Raw genomic sequence first — 19,321 nt, 5'->3', positions numbered from 1 at the left:
GTGATTTGGAATTTCCTTATATCCCTCTTTCTTTTTGGATCTGCTCGTAGGCTTCTTGGACTTTCGTGAATTTGTCTTGAGCTCCAGTTCTGTAAGCCTCGTCCATATGCTGAAGCTTGTCCGGATGATACTTCTTTGCCATGGTTCTGAATGCCTTTTTAACTTCTGCATCTGTAGCCGACTTTTCGATCTCTAAAATCTTATAGGCATTATCGGCACTTTTAAAGAACATTGCTTTAATACTCTCAAAATCTCTATTATTCAGCGCTAAAAAGCCTGCAATAGATTGTAATTCTGAAACTTCAGCGGTTGAGATTGATCCATCTGCTTGTGCAATACTAAAAAGAAAATGCAAGATCTGTAACCGCACTTCGTATTTGGTACGCTGCTGCAGGTAGAGTCCAATTCTTTGAGCAGAGATCTCCCTGTCCTTTATAATTTCATTAAAGGTGCGAAAAGTAGCATTTGCACGCTCTTTTCCATAAGCACGCACAAAATAAGTACGCACATAATCCATTTCAGTTTGAGATACTTGCCCGTCTGCCTTTATCACCAAAGAGGCTAAAGAAAGGAGATTCAATTCAAAATCGCCAGGAGACACCGTTTTGCTTTCAGTTTTAAAAACCGAAGTAAATCCTCCTGAAGAACGATTCCAATTATCTATTACAGTTCCTAATATAAACCCCAGTACTGCTCCAGGGTATCTGAAAAACATATAGCCTACAAAGGCCAATATCCATTTAAACATAAATTTCAACTTGATAAGTGGCAAATATACTATTTTGAATAGGTATTAAAGAGACCATATCCCATAAACTTGTCTTTGATATCTATAAGTAGAGCCTATTAGTATATAGGAAATTGAGATATGAAGAGCTAAAGTTAATTTGTATCTTTACCCTTTATAAATTATAATAAAAACTCTATATATGTATCCAGCAGATTTAGTTAAACCGATGAGAGAAGACCTTACGAATATAGGTTTTCAAGAATTACATACCGTTGCAGATGTTGATGCTGCTATGGAAAAAAAAGGGACTACTTTGGTAGTAGTAAATTCAGTTTGTGGATGTGCAGCTGCTAACGCACGCCCAGGAGCTCGTATCTCTTTACAAAATGGCAAAACTCCAGATAATCTGGTAACCGTATTTGCAGGTGTAGATTCTGAGGCTACAGATAAGGCTCGTGGCTTCATGATCCCTTTCCCTCCTTCTTCACCTTGTATGGCATTATTTAAAGACGGGGAATTAGTTCATATGTTAGAACGTCATCATATTGAAGGACGTCCTGCAGAGATGATCGCAGATAACTTAACAAGTGCCTTCAACGAGTTTTGTTAATCCCTCATTGAGGGTTTAATTAGTCGTTCCGATAGCTATCGGGATGCCTGAATTTTTTTAAAGTATTTTCCTCACGAACCATCGGAACAGACCTCAAAGGTTTGTCCTGAGATTCTTGATATCTAAATATACTAAGCCGATCTAAATAAGATCGGCTTTTTTTATGCTCTTATTTATTTAGATATTTTAGCACTACTATCTGGAAGTTGGTTTTTTTAGTATCTTTCCTTTTTAACCTGAAAAATAAAAACAGAAATGAAAATCCTAATTCTTCTTTTACTATTTATAGGAACAACAGGAAGTTGCCAAAATTCAGAAGAGACTCAAGAAGTAAGCACACGGGATTTGGATTTGCAATTTAAAGAGATCACCAATTTAGTAGCCTCAAAAAATTGTACTGAAAATTCACAATGCAGCTATATGGCCTACGGAAGTAAAGCTTGTGGTGGTCCACAAGGTTATCTGGTGTTTTCTTCTGAAGTTGATCTGGACAAACTAAAGGAATTAGTTGAAAATTATACTGCTGCTGAAGCTGCATACAATAAACAAAACGGAATAATGAGTGACTGCAGTATAGTTTCTCCACCACAAACTATTGGCTGTGTAGATGGCGACTGCATTAAAATGGATTAAAGAAAGCATTTCTCATTATTCCATAAAAATGTATTTTTGCTGCAATCACAATTTAAGATGAAGAAAATACTAGCTTATCCTCTTTCAATTATATCTTACTTTTTTTTCTTTTTAACCTTAGTGGTATTTCACGGGATCCAATGGTTCTGTTTTACCTTTATTGGAAAAGAGGCTCATAAAACTTCTGTAGATGTTTTTAATTTCACCCTTATGCGATGCCTTAATATTTTGGGAACTACTTTTACAGTAGATAATCCGCATAATATCCCAACAGATGTGCCTTGTATCTTTGTTTCTAATCATCAAGGACTTTACGATATTCCGCCAATCATCTGGTATCTTAGAAAACATTATCCAAAATTCATTAGTAAGAAAGAACTAGGAAAAGGGATTCCAGGGATCTCATACAATTTAAGGCATGGAGGCTCTGCATTAATAGATAGAAAGAACCCCAAACAAGCGGTGGTAATTATTTCAAAATTTGCAGATTATTTAAATGAAACGCATCATTCTGCTGTTATTTTCCCGGAAGGCACCCGAAGCAGAGATGGAAGACCCAAGAAATTTGCAGGAACTGGTTTACAGATCATGTTAAAAAAAATGCCACATGCTTTGGTTGTGCCAATCACCATCAATAATTCTTGGAAATTGTTCGAATACGGGAGCTTCCCCTTAGGAATTGGCCATAATATTAAAATGAAGATCCACAAGCCAATTTTGGCAAATTCAGACGATGTCAATAGCATTATTGCAAAGGTGGAGCAAACGATTATTGCAGATATTCTATAGAAAATTATATTCCTATAAATTCAATTTCCCTTGGTATGACTTCAGAAAAAATTATAGAGAATACTATTCTTTTTGTTCAGGAAACTTTAAAAGATGCTGAAGGAGGACATGATTGGTTTCATATCCTTAGAGTTTTAAATAATTCCAAATTAATTGCTGCTACAGAAGAGGTAGACCTTTTAACTGTAGAGTTGGGCGCATTGCTTCATGATATTGCCGATTCTAAATTCCATAATGGAGATGAAACTGTTGGACCAAAAGTAGCTAGAGCCTTTCTAAGCACTCAGGATGTTACAGAAGAGGTAATTGTTCATGTTATTAATATCATTGAGAACATCTCGTTTAAAGGAGGAAACAACAAGCAATCTTTCCACTCTAAAGAACTCGCCGTTGTTCAGGATGCAGATAGACTAGATGCACTTGGCGCAATAGGAATAGCAAGAACCTTTAATTATGGTGGATTTAAAGGAAGAACTTTGTATGATCCGGAGATCCAACCAAATCTTAAAATGAGCAAAGAGGAATACAAAGCTTCTACGGCACCTACTATCAATCACTTTTATGAAAAGCTTTTGTTGCTGAAAGATCGGATGAATACCGAAACCGGGAAGGCTATTGCAGAACAGCGGCATCTGTATATGAAACAATTCTTAGATCAGTTCTATGCTGAATGGAACGGAAAAGTTTAGCATAAAAAAAGCCTTATTTCTAGTAAGGCTTTTTATTAATATTTTATAAAAATATTCATGAAGTGTTATTCTGAACGTAATGAAATGAAGAATCTATCTACAACTATGAGATTCCTCTACTGATACCTATCGAATCGGAATATTTTAAAATTCACTAAAATTATCGTTTTCGAGAAGCTCAACCTGACAGTTCTAATATTTGTCATTCTGAACGCAATGAAATGAAGTGAAGAATCTCTCGACAACTATGAGATTACTCTCCCGATACCTATCGGGTCGGAATATTTTAAGATCTACTAAAATTATAGGTTTCGACAGGCTCAACCTGACAATTTTAATATTTGTCATTCTGAACGCAATGAAATGAAGTGAAGAATCTCTATAGAGCTATGAGATTCCTCTCCCTATACCTATCGAGACGGAATATTTTAAAATTCACCACAATAATAGGTTTCGAGAGACTCAACCTGCCATCTCCACTATATTATAACTTCACTACAACCAAGAACTCCAAGGAATTCTTGAAAGCATTAAGATTAAAGCCAGCGTATAAAAAATAGCTAGGATCTTGAATTTAGGTTTAGAGGTAAGTTTCTTCTTATGTTTTGAATATCCCATTGTAATAAGAACAATGGCTAAGATCATTACTAAAGGATGTTCTACATTATACAATCTAAGAACCGAATCCTTCATTACTCCGCCCATTCCAACTTCACCCCACATTTTAAAATAAGGAGTTGTAAAATACAGCACTAACCCAATAAGCAATTGTAAATGTGAAACAATAAGAGTGAACAATGCAATTCTAAAATTGGTTGCACCATATTCTTTATTGGTAGCATAACCAATAATTGAGTTTACTGATGCTACTACAAGAACAATAAGCACTAGATATGCCCAATAAGAGTGTATAAATTGAATAGTTTCGTACATAGTTGTTGTTTTGGGTAAATATATTAAAGTTAACGGAATATGACTACTCCCATTTGTTTTCTGCAGGGTCACCGCCCCAGATTAACGTTGCAATGTAAGGATTATCTATAAAAATATTTCTATTCCCTTGGGCTGCGTAAATCACATTATTTCGTTGCAGTTCAAACGCTGAAACCGGGTCTTCTTTATTCCATTTTAAAAACAGCTCCAAACCTCCAACCTTTACAAACTCTTCCCCGTAACGCACATTAAGATACAACAGCATTCGTGCTACATCCCCTTTCCATTCATCTCCCGGGAACCATTCGGAATCATTTACTAATTCAAAAGTACCGCTTCCATCAACAAAAGGATAGTTACTTCTTAAAGAATTAATATCGGCATCTGTAGAGCGTAAATGATGTAAGTCTGTTACTGCGTCTTCAGTACTTAACTTTGATTGTGGAAAAATATGTTCGGTATTAAAAGTTTGGGGGCTATAGGAGTTAGTCCCTGAAGTATATTCTTCATAATATCTGCTTTCGCCGGTATACATAAGTATTACATTATCAGGATTAGCCAGATCTGCATCTGCATTATAAAGAAACTCATGCCTTGCACCATAAGAAAGAATTGTCGTATGATTATCTATAGTATGATTAGATACAAAATTGAAGTTTAAATCCCCATCCGTGGTGATTGGAAGCTCTTTATAATATTCCTTAACTTCATTTGGAATGTTAAATGCAACTGGTTCTAAAATATTTACTGTAACCGTTGCTGTAGAGCAAGTAGCCTCCTCATCATCGTCACATAATGAATATGTAAAAGAGTCTTGCCCTTGGAAACCGTTTCCGGGAGTATAACTTACACTTCCATTACTATTTAAAACAACACTTCCAGAAGAATTTGAATCGTCCACTGAGGTGATTTTAGCCTCATCGGTAATATCGTCGTTAGCGGCCAGATTATTTATGGTGATTGGCACAGAAGTTACTGTACTAGCCTCGTCATTTTGTGCTACTGGCGATCCAGCATCTTTTACCGTTATTGTAACAGTTCCCGTGGAGCAATTTGAGCTTTGATCACAAAGTTTATAAGTAAAGGTGTCCTCTCCAACAAAATCTGAAGCAGGAACATAAGTATAACTACCATTTCTATTATCTGTAACAGAACCTCCTTTTGAGGTTTCAGTATCTGTACTGGTTATCCTAGAGCCCGAAACGACAGTGTCATTGTCTAATAAACCAGATATTACCAATTCCTCATCTTCCTTAGTTTCAGCTGAATCATTTACCGCAACTGGTTTATCTTGTAAAACAGGAGGAGTTGGTTCAACAGGTTTCGTTCCTCCACCATCATCCGTGCTACAAGACACTATAAAAAGAACAAGAAAGAAATAGATAAAATTTTTCATTGGGTATTTTTTAATTAGAACATTGCAAATATCATATAATTCAAAGAATAAAAAAACCTCTTATCCAAAAGCAAGGATAAGAGGTTTAATATTATTCCGGAAGATGTATTATTCGTTAATAATCCACTCACCATTTAATTTAATTAGGCTTAATTCTTGGTTAACTACTGCACCATTATATGCTGCAAAAGTAATTACATATTGTTGTCCTTCTTCAGCATTTGGCATTAAGTTGTCTAGAACAACATTCATTGCCTCAATTAACATTGATGGATTCCAATAGTTACTAGAAGATGATCGCACATCAAAACTTTGGAATCTTCCAACGTTATTTGCAGGACCAGCGTAAACATCCATTAGTGTACTACTAACTACAGAATAGTCTGATCCAGCTAAGGTGTATCTAATTGTATTATCTGGAATCCAAACTCCATCTATATTTCCAAACTGAATACTTTGAGAAAGTGTATTACCATATGGCTCAAAAGAAGATCCATTATAGACGAAATACTTTACATAACTGTAAGTAGTTCTATCTGTAGTACTCCCGTCTCCATCTACATCATCTTCATCTGTAACGAAAAGCTTGAACATAATTGGCTTTATATCTCCAGCCTCTAAATTCTCAAACTTATATTTCTCTTTTAAGATTAAAGGAAGTTTTTCATCAGCTTCGTCTTCATTAGAAAAGTTAGAAAAACGCTCTCCTAATAAATTATACTCTTCATCCGATAAACCAGGAATCATAGTAAACTCTCCATCTACGAAAAGAAACCCATTATTAAATGTGTTAGGCCTACCATCATAAAACTCGTAAGTTAGAGATACTAAAGTACGATTTTCAAGATCTGGAAATTTTCCTTCTAAGAAATCGAATATTTGATCTTCGTCATCGAAATTATCAAATCTTTCAGTTTCCTCATTAGCGTCATAATCCTCTGTAGTTACTTCATAAACGATGAGGCTTCTCTCTGTTGGAAGAGGTGCGTATATATCAAATGTGATATTTGCGGACGACTTTGAGCCATAATTAGGATAGTTATCTGCTAAAAATTCAGGCAATAAGCTCTTTGCATCATCTACAGAATTAAAATTTGGAAAATTTAATCCTAAATCATCATAATCATCTTCTGTTAAAGTATAAGTTATATCTCCAACAGCTCTTTCATTGTCCAATTTTGAGTTAACCTCGTCATGGATATCTTCCATAGGCTCACAACTTGTAAGTGCAAGTCCTAAGAAAATAGCTAAATAATAAAATATGTTTTTCATTTTGAGTATTTTTTAAAATTTAATTTTAGCTCCAACAGTATACGTACGACCGAAACCATACCAAACAGATGCAGTATTAGCATCATGATCTCTACCATCTCGAGCATCTGCAACATATTCAGTATCTAATGCATTAAATACGTTAGCATTAACAGTTGCATCTAATGGTCCAAATGTAAAATTGTGAGTTAAACCAAGATCTAATAAACCAAATGCTGGGGCTTCCCATGGGTCTGCAACATCTGGTGTAGTTCTTTCTGTAGGCTCAAAATCTGCATAATATCTATCGTTATAAGTAAAGTCTGCACGCACATAAGTACGAGGGAAAACTTCATAGTTCATACCCAAAGCCATAGTTGTTTGAGCCGCATCTCCTACTGGAGTGTCTTTTATATAGATATCAATTGGATTATCTTCATTAATTGGAATGTTATTTTCGTCAAACACCAATACGTTTCTAACGTCATTAGCCCATTGGTAATCACCTATAGATGCCATTGCAGTTAAAGTAAGTTTATCTGTAGCTCTATAATCCAAATCTATTTCTAACCCTTGGTGAATAGCATCTACTCCTAAAATATTTGCAGTAAAAAACTCATCTCCTTGTGATTGAACAGATCGAATAAATGTTCTATCAGACCAATTAGTTCTATAGATATTCACATTCGCTCTAAAGTCACTAGTTCTGAATCCGTATCCTAGTTCAGCACTAAAGATTTTTTGATTCTCTGCATCTTCATTTATTTCATTTGTATTATTCAGAAAAACAGCATTTAAAAATGGAGCCTTTTCGAAATACCCAATATTTGCGAAGAAGTTACTTTTTGAACTCACATTGTAGTTTGCTCCACCTTTTGCGCTATATCCAAAAAAGTTTACGAAATCTGTTTCTTGGATAGGATCACTATCTAAGTAACTAAAATAATCTATTCTTTTATAAGAAGTATTTGACGCCGCAACAGCTATAAAAGCTGAAAGATCATTTTTAGAATATTCCACTTGAGCGAAAAGCCCTTCCCAAAGAACAACACCATCATTGTTGTATGCCATTTTATCACCAACTTGAGTTAGTCTGTTGGGATTGTTCACATCGTTATCATCTGCCCAATATTGCCCTCCTAAAAGGTCTTTAACTTCTCTAAAGTGTTTTCCTTTGTAATATCTTAAATCTACTCCACCACTAAATTCAATATCATCTGTGATATTGGAAGTTAATGTAGAAATAGCTCCATACCAGTTATGGTCGTTTCTAGAATCATAAAGAATAGTACCAGATCCATCTGCTCCATTAGCAGCATTTTCTGCTTGTACACGATCTAATTGTAATGGTTGGTAATCTGCAAATCTATAAGGACTGTTAGTAGCGTTTCTTAAGTTAGCATCTCCAGTGTATCCACCTCCACCACCGGTACCAAAAGATACATATGCAGCAGTACCAAGATTTGTTTTATCAGATATATTCCAGTAGTGATTTAAAGATATTTGTGGTTTGTGATAGAAGTTATCCTGAACATTATAAACCTCTCCATTCTTGTATCCCCAGTCACCATTAAATTTGATATCTCTATCACTTCTTTGATAATCTTCTATAGAGTAACGAGTTTCTCTTTGTCCGTGACGTTGTGGTGCTCCAAAAGCAGTTAAAGACAATAGATGATCTTCATTTATTTCTTTCGCAATGTTCACAAAGTAGTTATACCCTTCAAATTGAAGTCCATCTGCAAAACGCTCTCCGCTGGTTTTAGAAGCAGCAATTGTAGCAGCCCATCCATTATCAGATTTCCCAGTAGCTAACGTAAATCCAAATTTTTGAAGACCATCGTTTCCGGTTGAAGCAAATACGTTACCACCTTCTTCCATATCGGTAGACTTAGTAACTATGTTCACAGTACCTCCAATAGAAGGAACTGCAACTTTAGAAGCTCCAAGACCTCTTTGAACTTGCATAGTTCTTGTCACGTCTGCAAGACCAGCCCAGTTACTCCAATAAACTCGACCATTTTCCATGTCGTTTACAGGAACACCGTTAATCATTACAGCAATATTCTCAGAGTTAAATCCTCTTAACCTCAACTCAGCATCTCCAAATCCACCTCCAGCTTTAGTTGCATAAACTCCAGGAGTAGATTTAAGGATCTCAGGAAATTCCTGATTTCCCAGTTTAGTCTCAATTTTTTGAGCGCTAATTGTTGAAACCGCAACTGGTGTCTTACGATCTATCGCAAGAGAGAAACTTGTAACTATGATTTCATCCAATGCATTTTCATCTGCATTTAATACAATAGTTCCTAAATCTTTTGTTGTTCCATTAGCAACAGTAAATTGCATAGACTTCTTCTCGAAACCAATAAAACTGATATCTACTGTTCCTGAAGAAGTTTGAACATTTAGCGAAAATTTACCATCAAAATCCGTAGTCGTTCCATTGTTTGTCCCCACTACCATCACAGTTGCTCCTGGCAACGGTGCGTTCATGTCAGAATCCATTACCGTACCGGTAAGGGTTCCTTGAGCAAAAATTGTAGCAGTTGTTAAAAACAATGCTAGGGCTAATAATTTCCTCATGCTTTAATTGTTTGTGTGTTTAGTTTATAATTCGCGGCAAAAGAAGTCAATTTCTTAAAATCTAACTTTAACTTAATGTTAAGATTTCAGAATTTAACATTTAACCACAGCAAACATAACATTTTCACACAAACGATTCTCACTGAAGCGCTTAAATCTATTAAGAATTTATTAACAATAAGGAACCTATTGCTTTAAATAAAAATTTAACAGTTCTTTCGTAGAATCATCATGACTAGAGACCTTAGAGGTCTCAATTTCGGTAAGAATTTTAGAAGCTAATTGTTTCCCTAACTCCACTCCCCATTGATCGTAACTAAATATATTCCAGATTACTCCCTGAACAAATATTTTATGTTCATACATCGCAATCAATTTCCCTAAACTCTCAGGAGTTAATTCATCAATTAAAAGTGAGGTGGTGGGTTTATTCCCTTCAAAGACTTTGAATGGAATTAATTTCTCAATCTCCTCTGACTTCAGCCCCTGAGTGGTTAATTCTTTTTTTACTGCGTCTTCAGATTTACCCTTTAAGAGGGCCTCTGTTTGAGCAAAATAATTGGCCATCAATTTATCATGATGATCTTTATCCTCAAATAAAGATTTTTTAAAACCAATGAAATCTGCAGGGATCAACTTAGTTCCTTGATGTATTAACTGAAAAAAAGCATGTTGGGAATTAGTGCCCGGTTCTCCCCAAATAATATTACCTGTTTCGTAGGATACAGGATTTCCATTTCTATCTATACTCTTCCCGTTGCTTTCCATTATTGCCTGCTGAAGATAACTTGGCAATTTTTGAAGATATTGAGAATACGGAATAACCGCTTCGCTTTCAGCTTTAAAGAAATTATTATACCAAACACTCAATAAAGCCAATTGCACAGGAATATTCTTAATAAAAGGCTCAGTCTTAAAATGCAAATCCATTTTATTTGCACCTTCCAGAAGCTCATTGAATTTCTGAAATCCTACTGCAAGACTTACAGATAAGCCTACAGCGCTCCATAACGAGAATCTCCCTCCAACCCATTCCCACATTGGAAATATATTATCTTTCGAAATTCCGAAATCTTCCACCTTTTGAACATTCGAGGAAACTGCAACAAAATGTTTTTGAACATCTTCCTGTGAAGCGGTCTCTAAAAACCACTTTCTAGAGGTGATCGCGTTGCTTAATGTTTCCTGAGTTGTAAAAGTTTTAGACGCAATTACAAATAAAGTAGTTTCTGGGTTTAAAGGCTTTAAAGTTTCATGAACATGGTCTCCATCTACATTGGAAATATAATGTACATTAAGATGATTTTTATAAAATTTTAGAGCTTCAGTAACCATTGCTGGTCCAAGATCTGAACCTCCAATTCCAATATTAACTACATCTGTAAATGCTAATCCAGAATATCCTTTTGTGCTCCCAGAAATAATAGCATCAGAAAATGCTTGCATCTTAGCTTTTACCTCAAAAATTTCAGGAATTATATTCTCACCATCAACAAGTACGCTATCTGAATTCTTCGCTCTCAAAGCAGTATGTAATACTGGTCTGTTTTCGGTTCTATTGATGCTTTCCCCTCCAAAATAAGACTTGATCGCTTCTTCCAAGCCACATTCTTCTGCAAGATCCAGCAAAAGTTGTTGTGTTTCTTTTGTTATTCTATTCTTACTGAAGTCGACTAAAAAATCCTCCCAATGAATACTAAAATCATTAAATCTTTCAGTCTCTTCAGAAAAAAGCTGGCTCATTTCCACCTCTTTTATCTTTTCAAAATGTTCCTGCAATTTTGTCCAAGCAAGTGTGGTGGTAGGATCTATATTCAGCATTATTAAATTTCTTTGAATGGAATTTTATCTAATTTTGTTTTTGTCAATTTTATAGAAGCAAAATAATCTTCTTTTAAATTATCTGCGATAGGCTCTGCTGCCGGTAAGTTTTGGCGAAAAGGATCTACTTGTTTTCCTCGCAACCAAAATCTATAACATACATGAGGTCCAGTTGCAAGCCCTGTACTTCCAACATACCCAATAACATCTCCTTGTTTTACTCTTTGCCCAACCCTCACATTTCGTTTGGACATATGAAGATATTGCGTGGTATACGTATCATTATGTTTTACTTTAACGTAGTTACCATTTCCTCCGGTATAACTAGAAGCGATAACGGTTCCATTGGCTGTAGACCAGATCGGCGTACCGTGTGGCGCCGCATAATCTGACCCCTTATGGGCTTTCCATCTTTTCTGAACCGGGTGATATCTATTCCCTGAAAATCTAGAGGAAATTCTACTAAAATTTAATGGTGCTTTTAAAAAGAAACTCTGTAAAGGTCTAGCTTCTTCATCATAAAAATCTGAGTCCCCCTTTTCAGGATCTGCCACATAACTAAATGCATAATAAGGCTTTTCCTGATGTACAAATACGGCTCCTTCAATACTTTCTATTCCGGCATAAATGCTATCATTAATGAAACGCTCATTATAAACCATCTTGAATTGATCTCCTTTTTGCAGCTTCCAGAAATCGATACTCCATTGGTAGATGCTACTTAATTCATGTGATAAAAGAACGCTTAGGCCTTGATTGGAGATCGCTTCAGAAAGACTACTAACAATAACCCCAGAAACGGTTTTCCTTTTTATAGTAACTGGCTTCTGAGATTTAAACGCTGCAATATTTTCTCCGATATTTACAACGGTATAATCAATCTTATCGTTCTCATAAATAAAGTACTCTGGAGTACCAATAGAATCCTTAGCTTTTAGAATAACATAAGGCTTACCAACCACTAATCTTTTAGGATTGAAGGTTTTGTTGCTTACCTGCTCTGTGATTTCATAGACCTTGGACCTACTAACACCTTGGTTATCTAAAAGTTCTCCAAAACTGTCCCCAGAACGTATAGTATCTCTAATAACATCATAATCATTAAGCACAAAACCATATTCCTCTATTACAGGAACTACTTCTTCAACCTTAACTTTGCTTGTTTCCTTTTTACTATTATCTTCCTTCTTGCACGCAGTAAATGCTACAACTATTAAAAGTAAATATTTTAAATTCTTCAACTTCAATCTTGTTTTTGTGAATTAAACATATGTGTTACCCATTCTTTTCCCCAGTTATCAAATTCCTTCTCGCTCCATAAGTTTGGGAAAAAACTGTTTTTCTGAAAACTTGGAGGTAAAAATTCCTTCCAATTTGTTCCACCCGTGGCAGAAATGGTTTTATTATCCTTGTTAAGGTATCTATGTGCCGCTCCCATGTGCATTAACAACCAATTAATATTAATATTAGTATCAAAATTACGTAGACCTTCAATTAATATTGGATTGTTTTTTTCTTCCTCTGGAAGCTGCAGGTATTTATGATACAGTGTTTTTTCTTTTACCTGATTTGCAATTCTCAAGAACCTTGGAGTATAACGAAGTTCAAATTGTTTAAGAGTGAGTGTTTTTTCACCCGTAGAAAGATCTATTCCGCCCCTTTTCCAATAAATATTCTCATAAAGCTCCTCTATATTATTTTCTGAAGAAAAATTATGACGCTCCTTAAAAGGAATTAAATGCTGTAGTGGGGTTGCATTAATTTCGATCATTCGAAATTGTGCCGATTGAAATCCGCTAGCTGGCAATAAAGCCATTCTAAACTTTAAAAACTGCTCTCTTTCCATCCCTTTGATCATCACATCAAAAGAATTGATCAAAATTCTTACATATCTATTTAGCCGGATCAATTTTTCTGTAAAAAAAGCGGCCGTTAAATTCTCTGAAGCAATTATTTGCTTTTGCTCATGTAAAATCAGCTTAAAATAAAGCTCTGTGATTTGATGATAGGTGACAAATATTTCCTCATCCGGGAAATGAGTTTTTGGATTTTGTAAACTTAACAAGGTATCTAAACTAATATAATCCCAATAGGTAAGGTATTTATCATACAAAAGCCCATCTAGATAAGAACCCATATCCTGACCAGAATTCTTGAATTTTTCTTCAAGTAATAAAATTCTTTCAGCAATTTCGGGTTTAATTTCATTCATTCTTTTAATTCATTATAATTTTTAACTGATGTTTCAAACCTTTGAATTCTTCCAGATCTGCTGCAAGTGATCCAACCGCCAGATCTGCTTGGATTTTTACTGGAATCTTATTTTTATCATCACTTATCCAAAAAGTAAGGCTTTCTTGCTCTTTAAAAACTCTGCCCGCCATTACATATGGCCTAAATTTTAAAGTGGCAATTTTACCAAATTTTGTACTCAAAACTTCCTTTCCGAGGAACTTTAATTTAAAATCATGGTTTTCTTTATCAAAAAACATATTTAAATGGAGCTCATCCCCTACATTCAGGTTACTTGGATTGATATCATTTCGAACAAAATAAAATGCAGATAACATGTCATGAACATTCTTCTCTGTAGTATAGGTTTTCTTTTCGTTGTGTTTCTTATCAAACACTTCAGCCTTATTATTGTCTTGATCAAACTCAATTTGCAGGTCTTTAGTATGCCCTCCTTCATCTATTTTCCGAATGAATCTATATGGTAATCCTGTTCTTTTATCTACATAAGACTCATAATTATCATCTACTTTAAAAAACAAATGCAGCAAACCAGTAGATTTTCCCTTACCTACTATATGATATACTTTTTTATTATTAAGACTGGTTTCATTTACGCCAATGGTAGCATAGCTGGCATTAAAAGGACCGTAATGAATTCTGAATTTAAACCATTCCCCATCTTGAAAAGCTTTCTGAGAAAACGAACTAAATGGCAACAATAATAGGAGGAGACAGAGAATTGTAAATCTATTTTTCATGTAATGGAGCTTTAATTTACACCTAATGAACTTTTTAAAGTTTTATTGATAAGAAAGAATTACAATTTCCATTCCAAATGTATAAAACTAAAAAACCCCATCAAATTAATGATGGGATTTTTATCTTATTAACCAACTAAAACTTAAATTATGAAAAATTTAATTCAATTTTGGTAACCACTCCAGAATTGCGGTGCAAAAGTCTGGAGATTTACTCTGTTTTACAAGCTCAAAATAAACTTTAACTCAAAATTTATCAAGTCGGCAATTATTTGGTTCTTATACAACTAAGTCTACAAATAATTAAATATTTCTACAATGTTCCTCGTAATTCCTGCTCTCTCTCAATCGACTCAAACAAGGCTTTAAAGTTCCCTGCACCAAAACCTTTTGCTCCCATTCGCTGAATGATCTCAAAAAACATCGTTGGTCTGTCTTGTAATGGCTTGGTAAAAATTTGTAAAAGGTAGCCTTCTTCATCTGCATCTACCATAATCCCTAAACCCTTTAATCTTTTAAGATCTTCATGGAGCTCATGACTAAATTCTTCCAACCTTCCAGGGATTGCGTTGTAATATTCATCTGGAGGTGTAGATAAAAATTCTATTCCTCTAGATCTTAGATCTGTAACTGCTTTGATGATATCATCTGTAGCCATCGCAATATGCTGAACTCCCGGTCCTTCATAGAAATCCAAATACTCTTCAATTTGAGATTTTTTCTTCCCTTCAGCAGGTTCGTTAATAGGAAACTTAATTCTTCCGTTTCCATTACTCATCACCTTGCTCATTAAAGCTGAATACTCGGTATGAATTTGTTTGTCATCAAAAGAAAGGAAATTAACAAAGCCCATAACATCTTCGTACCATTTTACCCAAATGTTCATTTCATTCCAGCCTACATTTCCAACCATGTGGTCAATATATTTTAACCCGACAGGCTCTGGATTATAATCTGACTCCCACTTCACATAACCTGGTAAGAATGTTCCATTAAAGTTTTTACGCTCTATAAACATATGTACGGTTTCCCCGTAAGTATAAATTCCAGCTTTTACAATCTCTCCATTCTCATCTTTTTCTACCGTTGGCTCTAAAAAAGATTTAGCGCCACGCTTAGTAGTTTCTTCGTAAGCAGATCTCGCATCTTCTACCCAAAGAGCTACTACTTTAACTCCGTCACCATGCTTTACAACATGTTTATTAATCTCTTGTTTAGAATTTAATGGCGAAGTAAGAACTAGTCTAATCTTATCTTGTTTTAACACATAAGAAACGGTATCTCTACTTCCAGTCTCTAGTCCTTTATAAGCTAGTGATTGAAAACCAAATGCTGTTTTGTAAAAATGCGCTGCTTGTTTAGCATTCCCAACATACAACTCTACATAGTCTGTTCCTAAGAGTGGCAAGAAATCTTGCGCTCCTTCAAATATTTTCTCTAATCCGTAATTTACTGATTCTATCTTTTTGCTCATTATTTTAATTTTTGAATTCATTCAATCTCTTTCCCGCAAACTGATGTATCTAATTTACCACATCGCTCTAGCCTGAACTGAAATATTTTCCTTTTTATCCATTAATTAATGATCTAACCATGATTTATGATACGTGTCATCGGCAATTTTCATAGCCTCCTCTGTAACCATTAATGGTTTAAATGTATCTACCATTACTGCCAATTCCTCAGTTTCAGTCTGGCCAATACTGCGTTCTACTGCTCCTGGGTGCGGCCCATGTGGTATTCCCGCTGGATGTAACGAAATATGCCCAGCTTCAATATCATTCCTGCTCATAAAATCTCCATCTACATAATACAATACCTCATCGCTATCTATATTACTATGGTTATATGGCGCCGGAATACTTTCTGGATGATAATCATATTTTCTTGGGCAAAAACTACAAACCACAAAAGCATCAGTCTCGAAAGTTTGATGTACTGGTGGTGGCTGATGTATTCTTCCTGTTATCGGTTCAAAATCATGTATTGAAAAAGCGTACGGGTAATTATATCCGTCGTAACCAACTACATCAAAAGGATGGCTAGCATAGATCATATCGAAGATCTCGCCCTGCTTTTTAACCTTGATCAGAAAATCTCCTTTTTCGTCATTCGTTTCCAATTCATATGGCTGTCTTAGATCACGTTCACAAAATGGAGAATGTTCCAGTAATTGCCCGAAGTAGTTTCTATATCTTTTAGGAGTATAAATAGGTCTTCTTGATTCTACAATAAAAAGACGATTGTTTTCGTCATCAAAATCTAATTTATAGATTACTCCTCTTGGGATTAATAAATAATCCCCGTATTTAAAATCCAAGTTCCCTAGATGGGTTCTTAATTTCCCGCTTCCTTTATGAATAAAAAGAAGCTCATCTGCATCGGTATTCTTATAAAAATAGTCGTCCGTAGATTGCTGTGGAGATGCCAGTATAATATCTACATCACTATTGGTAAGCATCACTTTTCTACTTTCCAGATAATCTGGATGTGGAATAACTTGAAAGCCTCTAAATCTATAAGATTTTATATTATTTTCGGTGGCTATTTTTGGCTTAACACTATAGCTCCCTTTAATTTCCTTAACCTGCGTAGGTCTATGCTCGTGATATAGATTAGAAGACATCCCATCGAAACCAATAGTTCCGAAAAGCTGTTCTGAATACAAGCTTCCATCTGGCTTTTTGAAAACCGTATGGCGTTTATGTGGAATTTTCCCTAGCTTATGATAAAATGGCATGAGATCTCATTTTTAGGTTAAAAACTTCAGCAAATAAAGTTTATTACTTACTTATATGAAGTTTACTATCAAGTCTAACAAATATCGCTATTTTTTATCAAAATTATACTAAAGAAGCCTTAAAAGTAGGAAGAGTGCAACTAGCTTATACTCCTTTTATTCTGCTGAAATTTTTGTACAGATAACTAAAAACAGCAATTAATCCCATTTTATTTTCTGAAGTCTTATCGCATTTAAAATAGCTAAAAACGCTACCCCAACATCTGCAAAAACTGCTTCCCACATAGTTGCCATTCCTATTGCACCTAAAGTTAGGACTATAGCTTTTACTCCAAAAGCTAGCCCAATATTTTGCCACACCACATTTCTGGTGGATTTCCCGATTTTAATTCCAGTTAGAATTTTAGAAAGCTGATCTGTTTGTATCACTACATCTGCAGTTTCAATAGCAACATCGCTACCTAAACCACCCATAGCAATTCCAACATCACTTACAGCTAGAACCGGAGCATCATTAATTCCGTCTCCAACAAAGGCCACTTTCCGGCCTAGCTGTTTCTTAAGTTCTTCAACTTCTTTTAACTTATCTTCTGGTAACAAAGCTCCCTTTGCTTCAGTAATTCCAAGATCATTTGCCACTTTTTGGGTTATAGAATCCTTATCCCCAGACAACATCACGATCTTATTAATCCCATATTTCCTCAGTTGTAAAATGCTCTCTTTCGCGTCTTCCTTTAATTCATCTGCGACGGTTACATAACCCGCATATTTTCCATCTATAGCCACTATAACAACAGTGTCTACAATATTTAGAATGGAGTCTGGAAAATCAACCTTATATTGTTTTAACAAACTGGCATTTCCAACAAGCACGTTTTTACTATTTACCTTTCCAGCCAATCCCTTCCCAGAAATCTCTTTAACCTCTCCAACAGAAAAATTTTGAGTGCTAGCAGTTCCTTCTACTATAGCACGAGCAATAGGATGAGTTGATTTCTTTTCTAAAGCAACCAAGTAATTTAGAAATTCTTCTTTCTCTATTCCATTAGTTTCGATCTCTTGTACGGTAAAAACCCCTTTGGTAACCGTTCCGGTTTTATCCATCACCAGGGTATTGATCTTAGTGATCGTGTCTAAGTAAGAAGCGCCTTTAAATAAAATCCCTTTTTTTGAAGCTGCTCCCAATCCGCCAAAATATCCGAGAGGCACAGAGATCACTAAAGCGCAAGGACAAGAAACTACAAGAAATATAAGGGCTCTATAAAGCCAGTCTGAAAAAGCATAATTCTCTACTATAAAATAAGGCAGAACTGTGAGTAAGATTGCACATATCACTACAATAGGAGTGTAAACTTTGGCGAACTTCCTGATAAACAGCTCTGTTTTGGCCTTTCTGGAACTAGCATTTTGCACTAATTCTATAATTCTCGCAACCGCACTTTCATTAAATATTTTTGTGGTTTCAGCCTCAATCACTCCATTTAAATTGATAGAACCACTTAAAACGGTTTCTCCTTTTCTAACAATTATTGGTTTACTTTCCCCGGTAAGTGCTGCGGAATTTAATTCAGCTTTTTCTGACAACAACTTTCCGTCCAACGGAATTTTCTCTCCAGATTTAATCTGAATTTTCTCTCCAACCTTTACTTTTTCTGGATGTACTTGTATATAATGATCGTCTCTCCAAACTGAAGCTATATTTGGTCTAACATCCAACAGGGCTTGAATATTAGATTTTGCGTTTTTAACTGCCGAGCCTTGGAACAACTCACCAATCGCATAGAATAACATAACAGCAACCCCTTCCGGATATTCGCCAATGGCAAATGCTCCAATGGTTGCAATAGACATCAGGAAGAATTCAGTAAAAAAACTGCCCTTTAGAATATTTTTAATCCCAAGCATCAACACTGGATATCCTACAGGGAGGTAGGCTAAAAAGTACCAACTAATTCTAAGCCAGCCATCAAAAAAGCTGGTGTTTAAAAAATTATCTATAATTAATCCAACTACCAGCATTAGAAAGCTGAACAAGGCTGGAAAATAAAGTTTGAATTTTGATCTTTCAGAGGGGGATTCACACGATCCGCAACAATCTTGGGTTGCATCTTCTAAAACAATCTTTTCATTTGACATGTAGGCTGAATTTA

At 35.3% G+C, this 19,321-nt stretch carries 16 protein-coding genes; 4 read left to right on the top strand and 12 right to left on the bottom strand.

From position 1 onward, the window contains the following. Positions 1 to 16 precede the first annotated feature (16 nt). Positions 17 to 748 carry a TerB family tellurite resistance protein gene (locus ES724_RS01080; RefSeq protein WP_146928392.1) on the bottom strand — a complete coding sequence of 244 codons (732 nt, stop codon included), beginning with the start codon at positions 746 to 748 and terminating at the stop codon, positions 17 to 19. Positions 749 to 929: 181 nt separating this feature from the next. Here ES724_RS01080 and ES724_RS01075 point away from each other — a divergent pair, with 181 nt between their 5' ends. From ES724_RS01075 to ES724_RS01060, 4 genes are all read left to right on the top strand, one after another. Next, positions 930 to 1,340 carry a BrxA/BrxB family bacilliredoxin gene (locus ES724_RS01075; protein ID WP_146928390.1) on the top strand — a complete coding sequence of 137 codons (411 nt, stop codon included), beginning with the start codon at positions 930 to 932 and terminating at the stop codon, positions 1,338 to 1,340. A 255-nt stretch (positions 1,341 to 1,595) separates the two neighbouring features. Further along, positions 1,596 to 1,973 (top strand): hypothetical protein, encoded by a 378-nt coding sequence (locus ES724_RS01070; protein ID WP_146928388.1) that lies wholly within the window; start codon positions 1,596 to 1,598, stop codon positions 1,971 to 1,973. Positions 1,974 to 2,030: 57 nt separating this feature from the next. Beyond that, the gene (locus tag ES724_RS01065; RefSeq protein WP_146928386.1) at positions 2,031 to 2,762 is read left to right on the top strand and encodes a lysophospholipid acyltransferase family protein; all 732 of its coding nucleotides are present in this window, start codon (positions 2,031 to 2,033) and stop codon (positions 2,760 to 2,762) included. A 35-nt stretch (positions 2,763 to 2,797) separates the two neighbouring features. Beyond that, the gene (locus tag ES724_RS01060; protein ID WP_146928384.1) at positions 2,798 to 3,451 is read left to right on the top strand and encodes an HD domain-containing protein; all 654 of its coding nucleotides are present in this window, start codon (positions 2,798 to 2,800) and stop codon (positions 3,449 to 3,451) included. 495 nt (positions 3,452 to 3,946) lie between these two features. On the opposite strand, the gene ES724_RS01055 is transcribed toward ES724_RS01060, so the two are convergent. The 11 genes from ES724_RS01055 to ES724_RS01005 form a co-directional block, all read right to left on the bottom strand. Next, entirely contained in the window at positions 3,947 to 4,384 is a 438-nt protein-coding gene (locus ES724_RS01055; RefSeq protein WP_026837048.1) for a hypothetical protein, read from the bottom strand. A 43-nt stretch (positions 4,385 to 4,427) separates the two neighbouring features. After that, a complete protein-coding gene (locus tag ES724_RS01050; RefSeq protein WP_146928382.1) occupies positions 4,428 to 5,780 on the bottom strand; it encodes an endonuclease in 1,353 nt (450 codons plus the stop codon). 108 nt (positions 5,781 to 5,888) lie between these two features. After that, positions 5,889 to 7,052: a hypothetical protein gene (locus ES724_RS01045; RefSeq protein ID WP_146928380.1), complete on the bottom strand. Its 1,164-nt coding sequence runs from the start codon at positions 7,050 to 7,052 to the stop codon at positions 5,889 to 5,891. 12 nt (positions 7,053 to 7,064) lie between these two features. Next, positions 7,065 to 9,617, bottom strand: a complete 2,553-nt coding sequence (locus ES724_RS01040; RefSeq protein ID WP_146928378.1) for a TonB-dependent receptor — start codon at positions 9,615 to 9,617, stop codon at positions 7,065 to 7,067. Between the two features lie 186 nt (positions 9,618 to 9,803). After that, the gene (gene pgi / locus ES724_RS01035; protein ID WP_146928376.1) at positions 9,804 to 11,438 is read right to left on the bottom strand and encodes a glucose-6-phosphate isomerase; all 1,635 of its coding nucleotides are present in this window, start codon (positions 11,436 to 11,438) and stop codon (positions 9,804 to 9,806) included. A gap of 2 nt (positions 11,439 to 11,440) precedes the next feature. Then, positions 11,441 to 12,679, bottom strand: a complete 1,239-nt coding sequence (locus ES724_RS01030; protein ID WP_146928374.1) for a peptidoglycan DD-metalloendopeptidase family protein — start codon at positions 12,677 to 12,679, stop codon at positions 11,441 to 11,443. 2 nt (positions 12,680 to 12,681) lie between these two features. Then, on the bottom strand, positions 12,682 to 13,650 hold the full coding sequence (locus ES724_RS01025) for a tryptophan 2,3-dioxygenase family protein (protein ID WP_146928372.1): 969 nt from the start codon (positions 13,648 to 13,650) through the stop codon (positions 12,682 to 12,684). 4 nt (positions 13,651 to 13,654) lie between these two features. Continuing rightward, positions 13,655 to 14,431, bottom strand: a complete 777-nt coding sequence (locus tag ES724_RS01020) for a DUF3108 domain-containing protein (protein WP_146928370.1) — start codon at positions 14,429 to 14,431, stop codon at positions 13,655 to 13,657. A 313-nt stretch (positions 14,432 to 14,744) separates the two neighbouring features. Continuing rightward, the gene (hppD, locus tag ES724_RS01015) at positions 14,745 to 15,905 is read right to left on the bottom strand and encodes a 4-hydroxyphenylpyruvate dioxygenase (RefSeq protein WP_146928368.1); all 1,161 of its coding nucleotides are present in this window, start codon (positions 15,903 to 15,905) and stop codon (positions 14,745 to 14,747) included. A gap of 105 nt (positions 15,906 to 16,010) precedes the next feature. Further along, entirely contained in the window at positions 16,011 to 17,171 is a 1,161-nt protein-coding gene (locus tag ES724_RS01010; protein ID WP_146928366.1) for a homogentisate 1,2-dioxygenase, read from the bottom strand. Positions 17,172 to 17,369: 198 nt separating this feature from the next. After that, the gene (locus ES724_RS01005; protein ID WP_146928364.1) at positions 17,370 to 19,307 is read right to left on the bottom strand and encodes a heavy metal translocating P-type ATPase; all 1,938 of its coding nucleotides are present in this window, start codon (positions 19,305 to 19,307) and stop codon (positions 17,370 to 17,372) included. Positions 19,308 to 19,321 lie beyond the last annotated feature (14 nt).

The organism is Gillisia hiemivivida, assembly GCF_007997295.1.
Classification (GTDB): domain Bacteria; phylum Bacteroidota; class Bacteroidia; order Flavobacteriales; family Flavobacteriaceae; genus Gillisia; species Gillisia hiemivivida.
This window is presented reverse-complemented; position numbering and strand designations above follow the sequence as displayed.

Excerpts from the sequence above, each read along its gene's own strand:
- ES724_RS01080 (WP_146928392.1), bottom strand. The coding sequence starts at position 748 with ATGTTTAAATGGATATTGGCCTTTGTAGGCTATATGTTTTTCAGATAC.
- ES724_RS01075 (WP_146928390.1), top strand. The coding sequence starts at position 930 with ATGTATCCAGCAGATTTAGTTAAACCGATGAGAGAAGACCTTACGAAT.
- ES724_RS01070 (WP_146928388.1), top strand. The coding sequence starts at position 1,596 with ATGAAAATCCTAATTCTTCTTTTACTATTTATAGGAACAACAGGAAGT.
- ES724_RS01065 (WP_146928386.1), top strand. The coding sequence starts at position 2,031 with ATGAAGAAAATACTAGCTTATCCTCTTTCAATTATATCTTACTTTTTT.
- ES724_RS01060 (WP_146928384.1), top strand. The coding sequence starts at position 2,798 with ATGACTTCAGAAAAAATTATAGAGAATACTATTCTTTTTGTTCAGGAA.
- ES724_RS01055 (WP_026837048.1), bottom strand. The coding sequence starts at position 4,384 with ATGTACGAAACTATTCAATTTATACACTCTTATTGGGCATATCTAGTG.
- ES724_RS01050 (WP_146928382.1), bottom strand. The coding sequence starts at position 5,780 with ATGAAAAATTTTATCTATTTCTTTCTTGTTCTTTTTATAGTGTCTTGT.
- ES724_RS01045 (WP_146928380.1), bottom strand. The coding sequence starts at position 7,052 with ATGAAAAACATATTTTATTATTTAGCTATTTTCTTAGGACTTGCACTT.
- ES724_RS01040 (WP_146928378.1), bottom strand. The coding sequence starts at position 9,617 with ATGAGGAAATTATTAGCCCTAGCATTGTTTTTAACAACTGCTACAATT.
- pgi (WP_146928376.1), bottom strand. The coding sequence starts at position 11,438 with ATGCTGAATATAGATCCTACCACCACACTTGCTTGGACAAAATTGCAG.
- ES724_RS01025 (WP_146928372.1), bottom strand. The coding sequence starts at position 13,650 with ATGAATGAAATTAAACCCGAAATTGCTGAAAGAATTTTATTACTTGAA.
- ES724_RS01020 (WP_146928370.1), bottom strand. The coding sequence starts at position 14,431 with ATGAAAAATAGATTTACAATTCTCTGTCTCCTCCTATTATTGTTGCCA.
- hppD (WP_146928368.1), bottom strand. The coding sequence starts at position 15,905 with ATGAGCAAAAAGATAGAATCAGTAAATTACGGATTAGAGAAAATATTT.
- ES724_RS01010 (WP_146928366.1), bottom strand. The coding sequence starts at position 17,171 with ATGCCATTTTATCATAAGCTAGGGAAAATTCCACATAAACGCCATACG.
- ES724_RS01005 (WP_146928364.1), bottom strand. The coding sequence starts at position 19,307 with ATGTCAAATGAAAAGATTGTTTTAGAAGATGCAACCCAAGATTGTTGC.